Annotated in this window: 14 protein-coding genes; 6 read left to right on the top strand and 8 right to left on the bottom strand. The window is 73.5% G+C overall.

The annotated features are described in order from the left end of the window. Nucleotides 1–9 precede the first annotated feature (9 nt). Together ACZ5NW_RS21215 and ACZ5NW_RS21210 are read left to right on the top strand one after the other, a co-directional pair. Nucleotides 10–1,188, top strand: a complete 1,179-nt coding sequence (locus tag ACZ5NW_RS21215; RefSeq protein ID WP_468745411.1) for a 4-hydroxybenzoate 3-monooxygenase — start codon at nucleotides 10–12, stop codon at nucleotides 1,186–1,188. Between the two features lie 30 nt (nucleotides 1,189–1,218). Then, complete coding sequence (locus tag ACZ5NW_RS21210) at nucleotides 1,219–2,655, top strand: benzaldehyde dehydrogenase (protein ID WP_468745410.1); 1,437 nt, start codon at nucleotides 1,219–1,221, stop codon at nucleotides 2,653–2,655. Between the two features lie 9 nt (nucleotides 2,656–2,664). Here ACZ5NW_RS21210 and trxA read toward each other — a convergent pair whose 3' ends face one another. Next, entirely contained in the window at nucleotides 2,665–3,045 is a 381-nt protein-coding gene (trxA, locus tag ACZ5NW_RS21205; RefSeq protein ID WP_468745409.1) for a thioredoxin, read from the bottom strand. A 142-nt stretch (nucleotides 3,046–3,187) separates the two neighbouring features. Between trxA and ACZ5NW_RS21200 the strand changes: the two genes are divergently transcribed. Next, nucleotides 3,188–4,606, top strand: coding sequence for a dihydrolipoyl dehydrogenase family protein (locus ACZ5NW_RS21200; RefSeq protein ID WP_468745408.1), 1,419 nt, complete (start codon nucleotides 3,188–3,190; stop codon nucleotides 4,604–4,606). 22 nt (nucleotides 4,607–4,628) lie between these two features. Here the strand turns inward: ACZ5NW_RS21200 and ACZ5NW_RS21195 are convergent, their stop codons facing one another. Beyond that, the gene (locus tag ACZ5NW_RS21195) at nucleotides 4,629–8,993 is read right to left on the bottom strand and encodes a hypothetical protein (protein ID WP_468745407.1); all 4,365 of its coding nucleotides are present in this window, start codon (nucleotides 8,991–8,993) and stop codon (nucleotides 4,629–4,631) included. Between the two features lie 122 nt (nucleotides 8,994–9,115). Here ACZ5NW_RS21195 and ACZ5NW_RS21190 point away from each other — a divergent pair, with 122 nt between their 5' ends. Further along, nucleotides 9,116–10,471 (top strand): lipase/acyltransferase domain-containing protein, encoded by a 1,356-nt coding sequence (locus ACZ5NW_RS21190; RefSeq protein ID WP_468745406.1) that lies wholly within the window; start codon nucleotides 9,116–9,118, stop codon nucleotides 10,469–10,471. Nucleotides 10,472–10,481: 10 nt separating this feature from the next. Here ACZ5NW_RS21190 and ACZ5NW_RS21185 read toward each other — a convergent pair whose 3' ends face one another. Next, entirely contained in the window at nucleotides 10,482–11,141 is a 660-nt protein-coding gene (locus tag ACZ5NW_RS21185; protein ID WP_468745405.1) for a peptide deformylase, read from the bottom strand. 133 nt (nucleotides 11,142–11,274) lie between these two features. Between ACZ5NW_RS21185 and ACZ5NW_RS21180 the strand changes: the two genes are divergently transcribed. Next, on the top strand, nucleotides 11,275–12,711 hold the full coding sequence (locus tag ACZ5NW_RS21180; protein ID WP_468745404.1) for a PepSY-associated TM helix domain-containing protein: 1,437 nt from the start codon (nucleotides 11,275–11,277) through the stop codon (nucleotides 12,709–12,711). Between the two features lie 65 nt (nucleotides 12,712–12,776). Here the strand turns inward: ACZ5NW_RS21180 and ACZ5NW_RS21175 are convergent, their stop codons facing one another. From ACZ5NW_RS21175 to ACZ5NW_RS21165, 3 genes are all read right to left on the bottom strand, one after another. Further along, nucleotides 12,777–13,067, bottom strand: a complete 291-nt coding sequence (locus ACZ5NW_RS21175) for a tetratricopeptide repeat protein (RefSeq protein WP_468745642.1) — start codon at nucleotides 13,065–13,067, stop codon at nucleotides 12,777–12,779. A 161-nt stretch (nucleotides 13,068–13,228) separates the two neighbouring features. Further along, nucleotides 13,229–13,672 (bottom strand): MarR family transcriptional regulator, encoded by a 444-nt coding sequence (locus ACZ5NW_RS21170; RefSeq protein WP_468745403.1) that lies wholly within the window; start codon nucleotides 13,670–13,672, stop codon nucleotides 13,229–13,231. Beyond that, entirely contained in the window at nucleotides 13,669–14,187 is a 519-nt protein-coding gene (locus ACZ5NW_RS21165; protein ID WP_468745402.1) for a MarR family winged helix-turn-helix transcriptional regulator, read from the bottom strand. Before ACZ5NW_RS21165 ends, ACZ5NW_RS21170 begins: the two co-directional genes overlap by 4 nt. Nucleotides 14,188–14,283: 96 nt before the next feature. Between ACZ5NW_RS21165 and ACZ5NW_RS21160 the strand changes: the two genes are divergently transcribed. Beyond that, entirely contained in the window at nucleotides 14,284–15,249 is a 966-nt protein-coding gene (locus ACZ5NW_RS21160) for a pirin family protein (protein ID WP_468745401.1), read from the top strand. Between the two features lie 37 nt (nucleotides 15,250–15,286). Here the strand turns inward: ACZ5NW_RS21160 and ACZ5NW_RS21155 are convergent, their stop codons facing one another. Continuing rightward, on the bottom strand, nucleotides 15,287–16,507 hold the full coding sequence (locus tag ACZ5NW_RS21155; RefSeq protein WP_468745400.1) for a metallophosphoesterase: 1,221 nt from the start codon (nucleotides 16,505–16,507) through the stop codon (nucleotides 15,287–15,289). Between the two features lie 172 nt (nucleotides 16,508–16,679). Further along, nucleotides 16,680–18,095, bottom strand: a complete 1,416-nt coding sequence (locus tag ACZ5NW_RS21150) for an RICIN domain-containing protein (RefSeq protein ID WP_468745399.1) — start codon at nucleotides 18,093–18,095, stop codon at nucleotides 16,680–16,682. Nucleotides 18,096–18,344: the final 249 nt, after the last annotated feature.

The raw sequence follows: 18,344 nt of genomic DNA, 5'->3' as shown, positions 1-18,344 counted from the left end.
GGGGTCCCCATGCGCACGACGGTCGGCATCATCGGCGGCGGCCCCGCCGGACTGTTCCTCGCCCGCGCGCTGCACCGCGCGGGCATGGACTGCGTCGTGCTGGAGAGCCGCACCCGGGCCTACGTCGAACAGCGCCAGCGCGCCGGGATGCTGGAGCAGGGCACCGTCGACGCCCTGCGTGAGGCGGGCGCCGCCGAGCGCCTGGACGCCGAGGGGCTGGTCCACCGGGGCATCGAGCTGCGCTTCGAGCGCGAACGCCACCGCGTCGACTTCCCCGCCCTCACCGGCGGCCGCACGGTCACCATCTACGCCCAGACCGAGATCGTGAAGGATCTCATCGCCCTCCAACTCGCCGCCGGGCCACCGCTGTTGTTCGAGGCGGAGGCCCTCGCCGTCGAGAAGCCGGAGAGTGAGTCACCCGTCGTGCGCTTCCGGTACCAAGGCCGGGAGGAGACCCTGACGTGCGACTGGGTGGTCGGCTGCGACGGCTTCCACGGCATCTCCCGTGACGCCTTCCCGGCCGGCGTCGGCCGGTCGTACGCGCATGACTACCCGTACGCCTGGCTCGGTGTGCTCGCCGAAGTTCCGCCGTCCTGCGAGGAGTTGATCTACGCCCGGCACGCGCGCGGCTTCGCCCTGCACAGCATGCGCTCCTCGCGGGTCTCCCGGCTCTACCTCCAAGTCCCGGTCGGCACCAGCCCCGACGACTGGTCCGACGAGCGCGTCTGGGACGAACTCGCCGTCCGGTTCGCCGTCGACGGCGACTGGACCCTGCGCCGCGGGCCCATCACCGCCAAGTCCGTGACCCCGATGCGCAGTTACGTCCACGAACCGCTGCGGTACGGGCGACTCCTGCTCGCCGGGGACGCGGCCCACATCGTCCCGCCCACCGGCGCCAAAGGGCTCAACCTGGCCGTCTCCGACGTCCGTCTGCTCGCCCGCGCCTTCGCCGGGCTCCGCGCCGAGGGTTCCACCCGGCTGCTCGACCGCTACTCCGAGCTGTCCCTGAACCGTGTGTGGCAGGCCACCCGTTTCTCGGACGACATGACTAGGATGTTGCACGCTCAACCAGATGGGGACGCGTTCGACCACCGGATGCAGCTCGCCCGGCTGCGCCGCATCACCGCGTCCCGCCACGCCGCCGCCGAACTGGCCGCCAACTACACGGGGCTCCCCCTCCCCACGTGAGCCCCGCGGGTCACCGAACGGAGAGCCGTCATGCCGTTGCTCGACCGCAGGACCTGGCAGTCCCGACCCCTGTCGGGAGCCGAATACGCCGTCACCGAGCCCGCCACCGGCGACACCCTCGGCACGGTCACCCTGGCCACCGCCGACGATGTCGCCCCCGCCGCCGAGGCCGCCCGCGCCGCACAGCGGGAGTGGGCCCGCGCCCCCCACTTCGTCCGGGCCGCCGTTCTGCGCAAGGCCGGCGACCTCTTCGCCGCGCACGCCGGTGAACTGCGGGAATGGCTCGTGCGCGAGTCCGGCTCCATACCCGGCAAGGCCGACTTCGAACTGCATGTCGCCGCCCAGGAGTGCTACGAGGCCGCGGCCCTCGCCTCCCGCCCGGCCGGGCAGGTCCTGCCCAGCGAGGCGCCCCGGCTGTCGTACACGCGACGGGTGCCCGTGGGCGTCGTCGGGGTGATCTCCCCGTTCAACGCCCCGCTGATCCTGTCCATCCGCTCGGTCGCCCCGGCCCTCGCCCTGGGCAACGCGGTCGTGCTGAAGCCCGACCCGCGCACGGCGGTCTGCGGCGGGCTCTCCCTCGCCGCCGTCCTCGCCGAGGCCGGGCTGCCCGAGGGCCTGTTCCACGTCCTGCCGGGCGGCCCCGACACCGGCGCCGCCCTGGTCGCCGACCCGCGCGTCCCCGTCATCTCCTTCACCGGCTCCACCGCGGCCGGCCGGGCCGTCGGCGAGGCCGCCGGACGCCACCTCAAGCGCGCCCACCTCGAACTGGGCGGCAACTCCGCCCTGATCGTGCTGGAGGACGCCGACCTCGACGCCGTCATCTCCACGGCCGCCTGGGGATCCTTCTTCCACCAGGGCCAGATCTGCATGACCACCGGCCGCCACCTCGTCCACCGCTCCCTCTACGAGGAGTACGTCGAACGGCTCGCCGCCAAGGCCGACTCGCTCGCCGTCGGTGACCCGCACCGCGACCAGGTGCACCTCGGCCCGCTCATCGACGACGGCCAACTCGCCAAGGTGCACGGGCTGGTGGAGTCCAGCACGGCCGTCGGCGCCAAGCTCGCGGCGGGCGGCACGCACGAGCGGCTCTTCTACCGGCCGACGGTCCTCGCGGGCGTCGACGACCACAGCCCGGCCTACGCGCAGGAGGTGTTCGGCCCCGTGGCGCCCGTCCGTGCCTTCGCCACCCCCGACGAGGCCGCCACGCTCGCCGCCGAGAGCGCCTACGGGCTCTCCCTGGGCATCGTCACCCGCGACACCGCGCGGGGCCTCGACCTCGCCGAACGCATCCCCACCGGCATCGTGCACATCAACGACCAGACGGTGAACGACGAGGCCGTGGCGCCCTTCGGCGGGGTCGCCGCCTCCGGCACCGGCGCCCGCTTCGGCGGCGAGGCCAACCTGGAGGCCTTCACCGACGTCCGCTGGACGACAGTGCGCGCGGACGTGGCGACCTACCCCTTCTAGCGCTCGCCCTTACGCGGACTCGGCCCCGGACTGCTGCGCCGCGATCTTCTGGCGTACCTCGTCCATGTCGAGCTTGCGCGCCTGCCCGATGACATCCGCCAGCGCGGCCTCGGGCAGCGCGCCCGGCTGTGCGAAGATCGCCACCTGGTCGCGGACGATCATCAGCGTCGGGATGGACTGGATGCCGAAGGCCGCGGCCAGCTCCGGCTGCGCCTCGGTGTCCACCTTGCCGAAGACCAGATCGGGGTTGGCCTCGGCGGCCTTCTCGTACACCGGGGCGAACATACGGCACGGCCCGCACCAGGACGCCCAGAAGTCGATCAGGACGAACTCGTTGTCCGTGACCGTCTGGTCGAAGTTCTCCTTGGTCAGCTCCACGGTGCTGCTCATGCGTGATTCCCTCTTCCCGGTGCTTCCAGCCAGGCGCTTCCCGGCATGGGACGAAGCCGTCCGCACAACACGGCCCGCGTGCGGCGTATTCCGCCTCCCTACCCGTGTGGCCTCCCGACACACCACCCACCAGACTGACCCCATGACGGAAACGGAAACCATCGCGTACGACGTCGTGGTGCTCGGGGCGGGACCCGTGGGGGAGAACGTGGCCGACCGCACGCGCGCGGCCGGACTGTCCACCGCGGTCGTGGAGAGCGAACTGGTCGGCGGCGAGTGCTCCTACTGGGCCTGCATCCCCAGCAAGGCGCTGCTGCGCCCGGTGATCGCCCGCGCGGACGCCCGCCGCGTCCCCGGCCTGCGCCAGTCGGTGCAGGGTCCCCTCGACGCCGCCGCGGTGCTCGCCCACCGCAACTACTACACCTCCGACTGGAAGGACGAGGGCGCCGCCCAGTGGCTGGAGAGCATCGGCGCCGACCTCTACCGAGGTCACGGCCGCCTCACCGGCCCCCGTACGGTCGCCGTGGGCGACACGGTGCTCACCGCCCGGCACGCCGTCGCCGTGTGCACCGGCAGTGACGCCGTACTGCCCGACCTGCCCGGACTGGCCGACGTCAAGCCGTGGACCAGCCGCGACGCGACGAGCGCGCAGCACGTGCCCGGCCGGCTCGTCGTCGTCGGCGGGGGAGTCGTCGCCACCGAGATGGCCACCGCCTGGCAGGCCCTCGGCGCGCGGGTCACCGTCCTCGTCCGCGGCAAGGGCCTGCTGAACCGCATGGAGCCCTTCGCCGGGGAACTGGTCGCCGAGGCCCTCACCGAGGCCGGCGCGGACGTGCGCACCGGTACCTCGGTCGAGTCGGTCACCCGGGAGAACGGCACGGTCGTGGTGGTCACCGACCACGGCGACCGCATCGAGGCCGACGAGATCCTCTTCGCCACGGGCCGCTCCCCGCGCACCGGCGACATCGGCCTGGAGACGGTCGGCCTGGAGCCCGGCGGCTGGCTGCCGGTCGACGACAGCCTCCGGGTGACCGGCAGCGACTGGCTGTACGCGGTCGGCGACGTCAACCACCGCGCCCTCCTCACCCACCAGGGCAAGTACCAGGCCCGCATCGCGGGCGCCGCCATCGCCGCCCGCGCCTCGGGCGTACCGCTCCTGGAGTCGGACCCCTGGGGCGCGCGCACCGCCACCGCCGACCACCACGCCGTCCCCCAGGTCGTCTTCACCGACCCGGAGGCGGCCGCCGTGGGTCTGTCCCTCGCCGAGGCGGAGCAGGCCGGGTACCGGGTGCGTGCCGTGGACGTGGAGATGTCCTCCGCGTCCGGCGCGGGCCTGTACGCCGACGGCTACCGCGGCCGCGCCCGCATGGTCGTGGACCTCGAAGAGGAGATCCTGCGCGGGGTCACCTTCGTCGGGCCCGGTGTCGGTGAGCTCATCCACTCGGCGACGGTCGCGGTCGCCGGCCGCGTCCCGATCAGCCGTCTGTGGCACGCCGTCCCGTCCTTCCCGACGATCAGCGAGGTCTGGCTGCGGCTCCTGGAGGCGTACCGGGACAACTGACCCCTCGGGCCAGGGTCGTTGCTCACAGGCCGGTCGGCCTCAGGGTGAACCAGTGCTCGTCGATCAGGACATGGACGAGGTCGGGTCCGGCGGTGGTCAGAGCGGTCACCGCCCCCGGCAGCGGCACGACGAGGGGGTCGCGATCGGGGTGGCCGGGGTCCCAGACGCGCAGGGTGTGATCCCCGCAGACGGCGACGACGAGATCCTGGCCGGGGCGGGGCAGCGCGGCCAGCTGGGTCAACTCCGTGCCGTCGTGCGCCAGTTCGCCCAGATAGCCCTTGTGCTCGCCGCCCCGCAGGTCCCACAGCTCCAGGGCGTACCCGATGTACTCCGGCTCCAGCACGGGCACCACGAGCTGCCAGTGCCCGGAGGCCGCGCCCACCGCCACCGGGTACAGGTCGAGCACGGGCACATAGGCCGTGTCGCCCAGGTGCACGGCCGTGCCGCCCGGCGGGCGGTGCAGCAGCACGGTCCCGCCGTCCGTGACCCCGGCGACCAGCGTCCGGCCCCGCGGGCGAACGCAGGGCACCGCGCGAAAGGCGGGTGCCGCCGCCGGACCGTCGAGGACCTCCACCCGGTCGCCCGGCAGCCACAGCACGGCGCCGGGCGGGGCGTCGCGGTAGCTCGCCACCAGGGCGGTCGACCAGCCGGGCGCGTGGGCGGTCCGCAGGGCTTCCACGCGCCCTTCGAGCCGCTTGAGCGCCGCCACCGACTCCCCTTCGGTGATCTCCTCGCGGGTCTCGGCGTCGACGAGCCGCAGCCGACGGCCGCGGTGCTCCACCAGGACGACCAGCGCCCGCCCGTCGGGCAGCACCAGCGGGGCCAGGTGGTCGAGCCGCTGCCCGGCCGGCCACAGCTGTTCCCGCACCCGGCCCTGGGCGTCCGTCAGCCACGCGCCACCCCTGGTGCCCGCCACGGCCAGGGTCCACGGCAGCCCGTCGAGGGGCTGCGGGAAGGCCGCGACACGGCGGGCCCGGCGGTCGTCGTAGTCCGGCTGGTCGACGGGACCGCCGCTGTCGGACGCCCACAGCCGTACCGCCCCGTCCCACCCGGCGGAGACGAACAGGTCCCCGCCCCGGCCGCCGCGCAGCGGGACGACGGCGTACGACCCGCCCGAGACCATGCGGTGCCCCTGCGTCCGCCCTTGCAGCCCCTCCCAGTCCACCGGCACCAGATGGGTTCCCGTACCCGCCCTGGAGTCGAACTCCTCCGGCAGCGCGGACATCCGGTTGGTCAGCACCCGTCGCGGCGACCCGGCGTACGGATCGACGACGGTGATCCGCGACCCCCGGCCCGCCACCGCGAGCAGCGGCCGACCGTCCCGCCCGGTGAACGGCGACAGCGCCCGCACCCCGCGCACCTTCCCCGGGATCACCTCCCGAAGGGCGAGCCGCGCCACGTCCCACACCCGCACCGTGCCGTCCTCCCCACCGGACGCGGCGAACGTCCCCTCGTCCGACGACCCGAGGAAGGCCAGCGCGTAGACCGTCCCCGTGTGCCCGCGCAGCACCCCCGCGGCCTCGGGCCCGTCCGGCGCGTCCACGTCCCAGCGGCGCACCGCGCAGTCGGCGCCCGTGGACAGCAGGAAGCGGCGTCCGTCGGGCAGCCGTACCGGGGCCAGCGCCGTCACCCGTCCCACATGGCCCCTCAGCACGGTCGCGCTCCAGTCGTCGGTGCGCCACAGCCGTATCGAACGGTCCTCGCCCGCCGAGACCAGCAGCGGCGGCCCGCCGCCCTCGACGGCGGTCAGGCACAGCACCGTGTCCGAGTGGCCGCCCAGCACGGTGACCCGGGCACCGGTGGCCAGGTCCCACACATGCAGCTCGCGACCGGCCGCCGCCACCAGCAGCCGGCGCCCCTCGGTGTCCGTCAGCCGGGTCAGCGCGGTCACGGTCTCGCGCGGGCCGCTCAGCACCATCCGCGTCTCGCTGGTGTCCGGGTCCCACAGCCGGACCGTCCCGTCACCGCCCGCCGAGGCGACCGACTCCCGTCCGTCACCCATGTCGACGGCCTGGAGAGCGAGCACCGGGCCCGAATGCCCGTGCAGCACCACGCTGAAGTCGTTCGGCGCGGTCGAGGCGGCCTTCAGCACCGCCGGGACGGCGGTGTGCGCCCGGAACCGGTCGATGAGGCCGGGCTCCTCGAACATCGCCGTCATCAGCAGCGTGCTCAGCCGCTCCGGCGGCGACTGCGCGGGCAGCCGGTGCGCCGCCCGCAGATACAGCCGGGCCACCGGCAGGGTGAACCGGCCGGGCAGGGACCGTACGGCGGCGGCGGTGCGCGTCGGGTCGGCGCTCACGAGGAAGCCGAGATCCCGCATCACCTCGGGCAGCTGCCCCGCCGCCAGCGCGTGCGCCGCGAGATGCCGGCGCAGATAGGGGTGGGCGGACCGCCAGGCGGCGGGCCCGGGTCCGGGCAGCGTGGCCAGCAGCGCCCGGGTGATCCGGGTGTGCGCGTCCCACGGCGAGGTGCCCCGGAAATGGTCGATCAGCGCCTGGTGGTAGAGCCGGTACACGGTCTGGCCCGACTCGCCCGACTCCACGACATGGAATCCGGCGTGCTCCAGCACCCAGGCGACGTCCTCGTCCCCGTACTCGACCGCACGGCCCGACAAGGCCCCCGCCAGCACCGGCCACAGGTCCCGGCGGGGCAGCCCGGCCCCCTCGGCCCAGGCCAGCGGGCGCAGCAGGTCCCGCAGCCGCTCCGGGTCGGGGGAGCGCGCGAACTCCTCGTCGAGTACGGCCGTGAGGTTGCCGGCCAGCAGCCGCTGCACGTCGGCCGGCCCCGCCGGGCCCCCGGACCGCGCCGCCGCACCCAGCACGGCACGGGTGGCGACCCGGGCGTACAGGAAGATCCCGCCGCTCGCGTCGGCGATCCGCCGCGCCCAGTCCCGGGCGAGCGCGTCCCGGCCGCGCAGCGGGGAGTGCTCGGCGCCCAGCAGCCGCCGCAGCGCGTACGCGGTGAGGTCGGCGCGGGTCTCGGGCTCGTCGTCGAGGACCGCGGTCTCGTCGGGGGCGAGCGCCCGCAGCAGCGGGCCGGTGGCGGCGGTGACCGTCGCGCCACCGGCCCGGTGCGGGCGGGTACCGACCAGCACCCGTACACCCGGCAGCTCGGCGAGCGGGCGCAGCAGGTCGGCGGCGATCGGCACCGCCTCGGCCGCCTTCGCCTCGTCCAGCCCGTCGAGGACCACCGTCACCCGTCGGCCCAGCTCGCCGACCTGCCGTACCACCTGCGCCGCCGTCAGCCAGCCGTCGCCGCGCGCGGGCAGGTCCAGGGCGTCGGCGACGGCCCGCAGACAGTCGTCGAGGTTCTTGTTGCGGCAGGACAGCGCGAGGTCGACCGAACCCAGCGGGGGCAGCGCCGAGTTGGGCGTGTCGTGGAGCGCGCCCTCGTCCTCGGCGATCCGCCGCAGCGCGGGCACGGAGAGCGTGGCGATCCGGCCGAGGAGCGCGGACTTGCCGGTGCCGGGTGAGCCGGTGACCGCGAACAGCCCGCGTTCGGCGTGCTCCAGCCAGTCGAGGACGCGCCCCAGCAGCCGCTCGCGGCCGCAGAAGTACCAGCCCGTCTCGCCGACCTCGATGCCCCGGGCCGAGAGCACCAGATGCCGGTCCACGTCCGCCGCCCGCAGCCGCCGCAGCCGCTTCGTCTCCACGTCCTCGTCCGGCACGGTGGCCGACGGATGCAGCGGGTTGCGCAGCGCCGGGACGGGCGCGCCCCGGGCGACGAAGACCGGCGCGGCGTCGCGGTCCGCCATGACGCGTGCCATGGCGTCGGCCAGCTCGTCGGACCGGATGGTCGCGTCGTGCTCGGTCCAGCGCCGGTCCTCGGGGCCGTGCCGCACCACGTGTTCCAGGGCCTCCGCGAACACCCCGTCCTCGGCGCTGTCGTAGCCGCGCGCCGAGGCGATCACCGCGAACCGCCGCTCCGGCCCCGGGGTGCTGCTGTGGTCCAGTACCGCGCACAGCTCGGCGGCGACCCGGGAGGCGGCGACGCCGCTGGCACAGCAGTCGAGGAGGATCAGCACTTCGTCGAAGTCCCGGTGCGCCAGGAACCGCGCCAGGGCCTTGGTGGTGAGCGCGCTCAGGTCGTCCAGCCGGGTGCCCGGGGAGTCGGCGGTGATCAGGAAGTGCTCGCCGGCGTCGACACAGCCGTGCCCCGTCCAGTACAGGACCAGCCGGGAGCCGCCGGCGTGCCAGGCCCGCAGCCGCCGGGTGAGGGTGAGCAGATCGCCGCCGTCGGCCAGGTCGGGCAGCTCATGGCCGTACCCCAGGGACCGGAACAGCCGGAGCAGCCGGTCGACGCTCGCGGGCACATGGCGCAGCCGGGGCCAGCTCTGGTCCTGGTACTCACCGACTCCGACCAGGACGAAACTGCCGTCGTCCGTCATGCGCGCCACCGCACTGTGGTGCTCCCCGTCGCCGTGCCCCCTGGCGTCCCGGTCAGGTCCTAGCATGTGACCTGCCGTCAACCAGGCGCATATTACGGCGGATCGGGCTACGGGGGGAATCGGTGCCGACACTTCCGGTGACGGACCTGGTCGTGGTGCTGCCCGGCATCATGGGCAGCGTCCTGGCCAAGGACGGGCGCCAGGTCTGGAACCACACGCTCGCGGTGGCCGGCCGGCACGCGCTGTCCGGGCTGGACGGGGTACGGGCGCTGACCCTGCCCCGGGACATCGGGGACGCCGACCCCGGCGACGGCGTCGAGGCCACCGGCCTGATCGAGGGCCTGCACATCCTTCCGGGCGTCTCCGCGATCGACGGGTACGGCACCCTGCTGGCCTTCCTGGAACGGCGGTTGGGCCTGTCCGAGCGGGCCGGCAACCTCCTGCCGTTCCCGTACGACTGGCGGCTCTCGGTCCGGCTGAACGCCCGCCGGCTCGCCGCCCGGGTGGAACCGGCGCTCACCGCCTGGCGGGAGCGCTGCGGAGATCCGGCGGCGCGCGCGGTGTTCGTGGCCCACTCGATGGGCGGCCTGGTGGCCCGCTACTACCTGGACGTCCTCGGCGGTCGCGCGCACACCCGCACCCTGGTCACCATCGGCACGCCGTACCGGGGTTCGGTGAACGCGCTCACCACACTGCACGGGGGAGTGGCCCCGGGGCTGGGCCGGCTGTCCGAGCCGTTCACCCGGCTCGCGCGCTCCCTGCCGTCGCTGCACCAACTGCTGCCGACCTGGCGCTGCCTGGCCGACGCGGACGGTGGGCGCTCGGCCCTGGACGGCGCCCGCGTCTCCGGCGTCGACACCGGCCTGGCCGCCGACGCGCTGCGCCTCCACGAGGAGTTGGACCGCGCCGACGGCGACGGCTACGCGCTGCACGTCTTCGGCGGCTACCGCCAGCCCACCCGCCAGTCCGCGCGGCTCACGGCCGACGGCCTCGACGGCCGGCGCGAACTCGACGGCACCGACCACTTCGGCGACGGAACGGTCCCCCGCTTCTCCTGCTTCCCGGCCCAGTCGACGGACGACTCGACCGTGCGCTTCTTCGCCCAGAAGCACGGGGCGCTGCAGAACGAACGGGCCCTGCTCACCCAGCTGGAGGCCCTGCTCACCGCGCGCGATCCGCGCGCGTTCCTCGACGGACGGCGGGAGTTGACCGTCGACGTGCCCGAGGTCGCCGATGCCGGCGAGTGCCCGGTGGAGGTGACGGCCGACGACGACCGGCTGCCGCTGTCCGTCGGAGCGCAGGACGTCGAGACGGGCCGGACCGTCCCGCCCAGAACCCTGCGCAACCACGGCGACGGCCGCTACGGCACCCGCCTGACCCTGCCGTCCCCGGGAACCTGGCGGGTGAGCGTGGGGGACCGGGTGAACGCCGGGCGCGTGCACGAGGTGACCAGCATCGTGCTGGCGGGCGGCCCGTAGCGACGGTGCGTCAGGGCCGGAGCGGGTCCGGCAGGTCGAATCCCAGGGCCGCCGCGGCCTGTTCGGGCGTCGGCTGGGCCCAGCGCTCGGCCATCGCCTGGCCGGAGGAGAGCGAGCGCAGCTCGGCCCGGTCGAGGTAGAGCAGTCCGTCCAGGTGGTCCGTCTCGTGCTGGACGATCCGGGCCGGCCACCCGTCGAACTCCTCGTCCACCGGCCGTCCGTGCTCGTCCGCACCGGTCAGCCGTACGCGCGCGTGCCGCGCCACCACGGCCTGCCAACCCGGCACGCTCAGGCAGCCCTCGAAGAACGCGGCACGGGCCGTGCCCACGGGTGCGTACGAGGGGTTCACCAGCACACGGAACGGCTGCGGCACCCGCCCCCGGGCCACCCGTACCTCCTCCGGCACCGTCGCCGGATCCTCCATCACCGCGATCCGCAGCGGGACCCCCACTTGGGGGGCGGCCAGCCCGACGCCCGGGGCCGCGTGCATGGTGATCCGCAGGGCCTCGACGAAGCGAGCGAGGAGCGCGGGGCCCAACTGGCCGTCGTAGCGCTCGGTTCCGGCGCGCAGCACGGGGTCGCCCGCGGCGACGATGGGCAGGGGGCCGCCGGGGGCGAGGAGTTCCTCGACGCGGTCGGCAAGGGACGTACGACTGCGTGGTGATGACATCGAGCCAGCATGCCACGGGGAGGGGCGGGGCGAGCGATGAACGTGTGGCGCAGGTCACTTGAGGGGGCGGGAACTCGGCGGGGATCCGGTCCGACCACTGGTGCGTCCCGGTCCCCACTCTGGAGAACCCCCGATGACCACCGTCTCCTCGATGCCCACCGACGAGGCCCCGCCACCCGCGGCCGCGCCGGCCCCCTCCCCGTCCCGCCGCATGTGGGCCCCGCTGCGGCCCCTGGTGCTGCGGCTGCACTTCTACGCCGGCCTGCTCGTGGCCCCCTTCCTGCTGGTCGCCGCCGTCACCGGACTGCTGTACGCCGGCTCGTTCCAGGTCGAGAAGTGGGTGTACGCCCATGAGATGACCGTGCCGGCGGGCGGCACCGAGCTGCCGATCTCCCAGCAGGTGGCCGCGGCCCGCAAGGCACACCCCGAGGGCTCCGTCGCGGCCGTGCGGCCCTCCCCGGAGGCCGACGCCAGCACCCGGGTACTGCTCTCCGGCGTCGAGGGGGTCGACCCCGAGCACAAGCTCGCCGTGTTCGTCGACCCGTACACCGGGGAGGTGCGCGGCGCGCTGGAGCAGTACGGGTCGACCGGTGCGCTGCCGCTGCGCACCTGGATCTCCGGGCTCCACCGCAACCTGCACCTGGGCGAGACCGGCCGCCTCTACAGCGAGTTCGCCGCGAGCTGGCTGTGGGTGATCGCCGGAGGCGGGCTGGTGCTGTGGTTCTCCCGCCGGCGGGCGCTGCGCACGGTGCGCGGCACCGGCGGGCGGCGGCGCACGCTCGGCCTGCACGGCACCCTCGGCGCGTGGGCGGCCGGCGGCTTCCTCTTCCTGTCCGCGACCGGACTGACCTGGTCGACGTACGCCGGGGCGAACATCGACGACCTGCGGGCCTCACTGCGGCAGTCCACCCCGTCCGTCTCGGCGTCCCTGTCCGGCGAATCGGGCGGCCCGGGCGGCTCCGGCGCTTCCGGGGACCCGCACGCCGAGCACGGCGGGGGCGCCCCGGCCGGCGGCGCCACGCGGGGCGCCGGCCTCGACGAGGTCCTCGCGGCCGCGCGCGCCGAAGGGCTCGGCGACCCCGTGGAGATCGTGCCGCCCGCCGACACCGGAACGGCGTACGTGGTCAAGCAGGTGGGGCGCAGCTGGCCCGAGAAGCAGGACGCCGTCGCCGTCGACCCGGCCACCGGCAAGGTCACCGACGTCCTGCGGTTCGCGGACTTCCCCGTCCTCGCCAAGCTCACCCGCTGGGGCATCGACCTGCACACCGGAACCCTGTTGGGCCTGGCCAACCAGATCGCCCTGATGCTGCTCGCGCTCGCCCTGATCCTGCTGATCGTGTGGGGCTACCGCATGTGGTGGCAGCGCGGCCGGGGTTCCGCCTTCGGCCGGCCCGTCCCGCGCGGGGCGTGGCAGCGGGTTCCGCCGTACGTCCTGGTGCCGCTGATGGCGGCGATCGCGGTCCTCGGCTACTTCCTGCCGCTGCTCGGCCTTCCGCTGGCGGGCTTCCTCGTCGTGGACGTGGTCCTCGGCGAGATCGCCCACCGCAAGGGCCGGCGCGTCTCCGGCTGACCCCGCGCACCCGTCGGGCCCGGCCTCCTCGTCGTGGAGGCCGGGCCCGCGTGGGTCTCGCCGGGTCAGATCTGTTCGAACTCGCCCGCCAGGGCCGAGGCGATGCGCAGATGCGACGCCGCCTCGTCGGCCCGTCCCTGGCGCTGGAGGGTGCGGCCCAGCATCAGCCGGGCGTAGTGCTCCACCGGGTCGCGTTCGACGATGACCCGCAACTCGGCCTCGGCGCGGACCAGCTGGGCCGAGTGGTAGTAGGCGCGGGCCAGCAGCAGCCGCGGTCCGGTCTGCTCCGGAACCTCCGCGACCAGCGCGTGCAGGACGCGGGCCGCGGCGGCGTAGTCCTTGGCGTCGAAGAACATCCGCGCCCGCTCCCAGCGCTCCGCCGGCGTGCCGTGGTCGTAGTACGTGGTGCTGGGGGCGTTGTATGTCGTGTCCACTCGTGACCTCCTTCGGCGCCGTCAACCCCGACTGTTGGTTGAATATTCCACCAACAGTTTCCCCGGGGGTCTGCCGCTCGGGGTCAGGAGGTCAGCGCGGCGAGTTCGGCGTTGGCGCGCTCGGTGACCAGGGCGAGGACACGGCCCGCCGCGGCCAGGTCCTCGGCGGGGATGCCGCCCCAGACCCGGGCGCTGAGCGGAGCGGTCTCGGCGGCGATGGTGGCGAGCAGCTCGCGTCCGGCGTCCGTGGGGCGAAGGTGCGGTCCGTCGGCGACGAGCAGCTCCTGGGCCAGCAGGTCGTCGACGGTGGCGCGGACCTCCGCCTCGGCGGCCTTGAGCGAGCCGCGCACCTGGGCGACGAGCTCGTCCGGCGTCTGCGGGGCGTCCGCGGTGATGGCGGCCCGCAGGGTGACCTGCTCCTGGAAGGTGGCGCCGTACCGGGCCAGGACGTGCTCCAGGACGCCGCGAGCGGCGTAGTGGGCGAGAGCGAGGGCGCGGGCGTCGGCGATGGGTGCGGTGGTGGTCATGTCGTCCCCTGAGTGCTGTCGTCGTTGCGTGGGTGTTCGTCGCGTGGGTCGTCGTCTGCGGCTGGATCGAGGGGTGCGTCGAGCAGGGCGGTCAGCTCTTCGGTGAACGCCCGCGTCCGTGGGTCGTCGAGCCCGCCGAGCGGTCGCAGCAGCCGCTCCAGCAGGTCGTGGACCACGGTGATGGCCTGCCGGGTGACGTCCTGGCCCCGCTCGGTGAGGGCGAGTTGCACGGCACGCGGGTCACGGGGGTCGCGGGTGCGTTCGATCAGGCCGGCCGACTCCAGGGTGCGCGCCAGCTTGGAGACGTACAGCGCCTCCAGGCCGGTGTGGTCGGCGAGCCGGCGCTGGCTGGGCCGTTCGCCGGTGCGCTGCATGCCGTGCAGTGACGCGACCAGGGAGTACTGCGCGTGGGTGAGTCCGAGCGGGGCCACCGCTCGGTCCACCGCGACACGCCACTTGTTGGCGAGCCGCCACACCAGGAAGCCGGGCGTGGGGCCCGGGGAAGCCTTGCTCATGAGGAATAGAGTACATGGCTACTATGTCCATGGCTACTATTTGATCGGCGTGGGACGGACTGACGTAACGGCCCCGGCGGGACTAGGTTTGTCGGCATGAGCAATCTTGATCGCGAGGCGGTTCCCGCCGTGTGCGGCGGCCGGGGTTTCGTCGTGGCGGAACCGGTGCGCGAACTTCTCAGCCCGCGCCGGGTGCAGCTCGGCGAGTCCACCGAGGTCCGCAGGCTGCTGCCCAACCTGGGCCGCCGCATGGTGGGCGCCTGGTGCTTCGTCGACCACTACGGCCCCGACGACATCGCCGACGAGCCCGGCATGCAGGTGCCGCCGCACCCGCACATGGGCCTGCAGACGGTGAGCTGGCTGCACGAGGGCGAGGTGCTCCACCGCGACTCCACCGGCAGCCTTCAGACGATCCGCCCGCGCGAGCTGGGCCTGATGACCTCCGGCCGGGCGATCAGCCACTCCGAGGAGAGCCCGCGGCCCCACGCCCGCCTCCTGCACGGCGCCCAGCTGTGGGTCGCCCTGCCCGACAGCCACCGGCACACCGACCCGCACTTCGAGCACCACGCCGACCTGCCGGTCGTCACCGCGCCCGGGGTACGGGCGACGCTCATCCTGGGCTCCCTCGACGGAGCGACCTCGCCGGGAACGGCGTACACCCCGATCGTCGGCGCCGACCTGACGCTGGCGCGCGGCGCGGACGTACGCCTGCCGCTGGAGCCGGACTTCGAGTACGCGGTGCTGTCCATGTCCGGCGAGGCACATGTGGACGGCGTGCCGGTGCTGCCCGGCTCGATGCTCTACCTCGGCTGCGGCCGCACCGAACTCCCCCTGCGCGCCGAGTCGGACGCGGGCCTGATGCTCCTGGGCGGCGAGCCGTTCGAGGAGGAGCTGATCATGTTCTGGAACTGGATCGGGCGGACACAGGAGGAGATCGTCCAGGCCCGCCAGGACTGGATGACCGGCACCCGCTTCGGCGAGGTGAAGGGCTACGACGGGGAGCCGCTCCCTGCTCCCGCCTTGCCGGCGACGCCGCTGAAGCCGCGGGGAAGGGTCCGCTGACCTGCGGGAACGTATCCGCGGTGGAAGGTGAGTCGGCCTACGACGAGGCGGGCAGGTCCGGGGAGCGCAGCACGAGCAGGGTGATCTCGCTGGGGGCGAAGACGCGGAACGGCGGGCCCCAGAAGCCGGTGCCGCGGCTGGTGTAGAGGAGGGTGCGGGCGCCGTGGCGGCTGAGGCCGGCGAGGGCGGGCTGGTCGATGCCGACGAGGTGGTGGAAGGGCCAGATCTGGCCGCCGTGGGTGTGGCCCGAGAGCTGGAGGTCGATGCCGGCGGCTGCCGCCCGGTCGATGAACTTGGGCTGGTGGGCCAGGAGCAGGACGGGCAGCTCGGGGTCGGCGCCGTCCAGGGCGCCGGCGAGATCGGAGCCGTGGCCGGCCAGGCCGGAGGACTCGGCGGTGACGTCGTCCACGCCGGCGACCACGAGGGTGTCGCCTCCGCGTTCGAGCAGCAGATGGCGGTTGCGCAGCGGCTCCCAGCCCAGCTCGTCCATCAGGTCGACCCAGCCCTGGGCCTCGCTGTAGTACTCGTGGTTGCCGGTGACGTAGACGCGGCCATGGGTGGCCCGCACGGTGGCGAGGGGGGTGGCCTGGGCGCGGCGGCGTTCGGCGGTGCCGTCCGCGATGTCGCCGGTGTGGCAGACCAGGTCGGCCTCCAGGGTGTTCACCGTCTCGCACACCCGTGCCGACCAGCCGGCGCGGTCGAGCGGGCCGTAGTGGGTGTCGGTGACGAGGACGACGCGGAGGCCGTCCAACCCCGCGCCCAGCCGCGGAAGTCGCACGTCGAGTCTCCGCACCCGTGGGACGCGGCGGGCCTCCGCGTACCCCCAGGCGAGCAGCACGGCGGTCACGCCGAGGACGGCCCATGTGACGATGCGGGCCCGGTCCTGACTCTCGCCGACACCGGCCACGGTCAGGGCGAGCCGCAAGAAGACGCCGAGCAGAACGGACCAGGTGAACAGCACCCAGCTCGTGCCCAGCAGGGTGTCACCGATGATCGCCGCACCGTCCTGCTGGCGCCGGCCGTGGCCGCGCACCATCGCGAGCGGCATACCGACGAGGCCGAGGACGAACAGCACGGTGCCGACCGGCGTGACGGGCAGCGGCCAGTGCTGGCCGGTGTACAGGAGCACCCAGCAGGGCACGGTCCACAGCAGGACGGGGGCGATCAAGGGAAGGTAGCGCATCAGGCGATGCAGTCGGCTCTGCCGCGGAGCCGGCGCGTCGCTGTCGGCGGGTCGGGTGTTGCTGGTATCGGTCACGCTTCGCCTCCCTGACAGGCTGCTGTCTCGCGCAGGGTATCCGGTCGCCGTTGCGCTTTCCCCTCCGCATTGCTACGACTCCGGAGCGTGAACCGACGGTCGGTGCAAAGGACTTGAGCGTCCGTGCCGGGGGCTCCGGCACCACCGGGCCCCCGGCGCCGCTCCTTCCGTGTTACCGGCGGCTCCATTTCTGGTTGCTGCCGCCGTTGCAGGTCCACAGCTCGACGAGGGCACCGTTCGCGGTGGAGCCTCCGGTCACGTCCAGGCACAGACCGGACTGGACGGCGGTGATGGTGCCGTCGCTGTTGAGATTCCACTGCTGGTTGGTGCCGCCGGTGCAGTCCCAGATGACGACCTTGGTACCCGGGGAGGTTCCGAAGCCGTAGGCGTCGAGGCACTTGTTTCCGTAGACCCGCAACTCCTTGGCGGAGGTGGGGGTCCACTGCTGGTTGGTGCCGCCGCCGCAGTCCCAGATCGCGGTCTGCACGCCGTTGGTGGTGCTCGCGCCGGGCACGTCCAGGCAGCGGTTGGAGCCGACGCCGCGCAGTACGCCGCCGCTGCCGCCTCCGGGGTTGGTGCCGGTGCCCCAGCCCCACTGGAGGCGGTCGAGTCCGGACCGGTTGTTGAGGGTCAGGGACAGGTTGGTGCCGCTGCCGTTCAGCGAGGTGATGGCGCAGGAGGCGTTGTCACAGGGACCGGGGCCCTGCGTCTGGTTGGTCTCCTTGACGCCTGTCCACAGGACGGAACCGATGCCGAGGCTGCGTACGGTGTCGCTGATGGCGTAGAGGTAGGAGATGTTGTTGGTGCCGTCCTTGGGGCCGTTGTAGTCGACGCCGGTGTTCATCGGGACGCCGAACTCGGTCAATACGGTGCGATCGGCATAGCCGCACAGGTTGTCGGTGAACTCCTTGACCCAGTCGGCCTCGGTGGTGTGGGAGATCCCGAACATGCTGTAGATGTGGAGGGACAGCAGGGTGCCGGACAGCCGGGAGTCGGCGCCGACGGCGCACAGGTTCTGGTCGGACCACAGGCCGGGGACGATCACGTGGTCACGGGGGAGGCTGGGGTAGTGCGCCAGCCAGCCGGCCTCGAAGTCGGTGAGGTCGGTGGCGTTGTAGCCGTACGGCTCGTTCATGATGTCGAAGTAGAAGTTGCTCTTCGCACCGTACTTGTTGATCATCGTGTCCCACATCGCGTAGAACGACGCGGTGTCACTGACCTTTCCGTTCTGTAGCCACGGCGCGACGATGACCTTCATGCCCAGCGCGGTGGCGGCGTCCAGCGCCGCGGTGTAGCTGCCCCACCAGGTTCCCGAGGTGGTCGCCGCGTTGAATCCCATGCGGACGGTGTTGGCCCCCAGTCCCTGGAAGCCTTTGAGGATGGCCGTGGACTTCGTGTACGTGGTGGCGTAGTCGTCCGACGTGGACAGGCCGACGGGGATGTTCGGGCCGGTGATGAAGTTGTCGTTGGGGTCCGCCCAGTTCACTCCGTGGAACTGGCTGGTGGCCGACGCCGTCGTGGCGGCCTGCACCGGAGTGGCCGCGCCGCCCGCCAGCAGTCCCAGCAGCGCCAGGGCTAAGACCGTCACTCCGGCGATCAGGCGCCGGGCCGGCAGGAGGCGGCCGCGGTGGGTGCCCGGCCGTCTTTCCGGGGCGGGGGAAGCGTTCTTCCGGTGGCGAAGCAGCCGTGTCGTCGCGACATTCACGAAGCCTCCTTGGTGTGGTGTTGCTTTGCGTTCAGTTCTGTCAGACGCCGTGCAGCTCGCGTGTGTACGGTCCCGCCGATGGCGCCGATCGATTGATTGGATGAATGCGGCGGGGTGCGTCCAGGCGACCTG

The organism is Streptomyces sp. NPDC032126, assembly GCF_055580085.1.
This window is presented reverse-complemented; position numbering and strand designations above follow the sequence as displayed.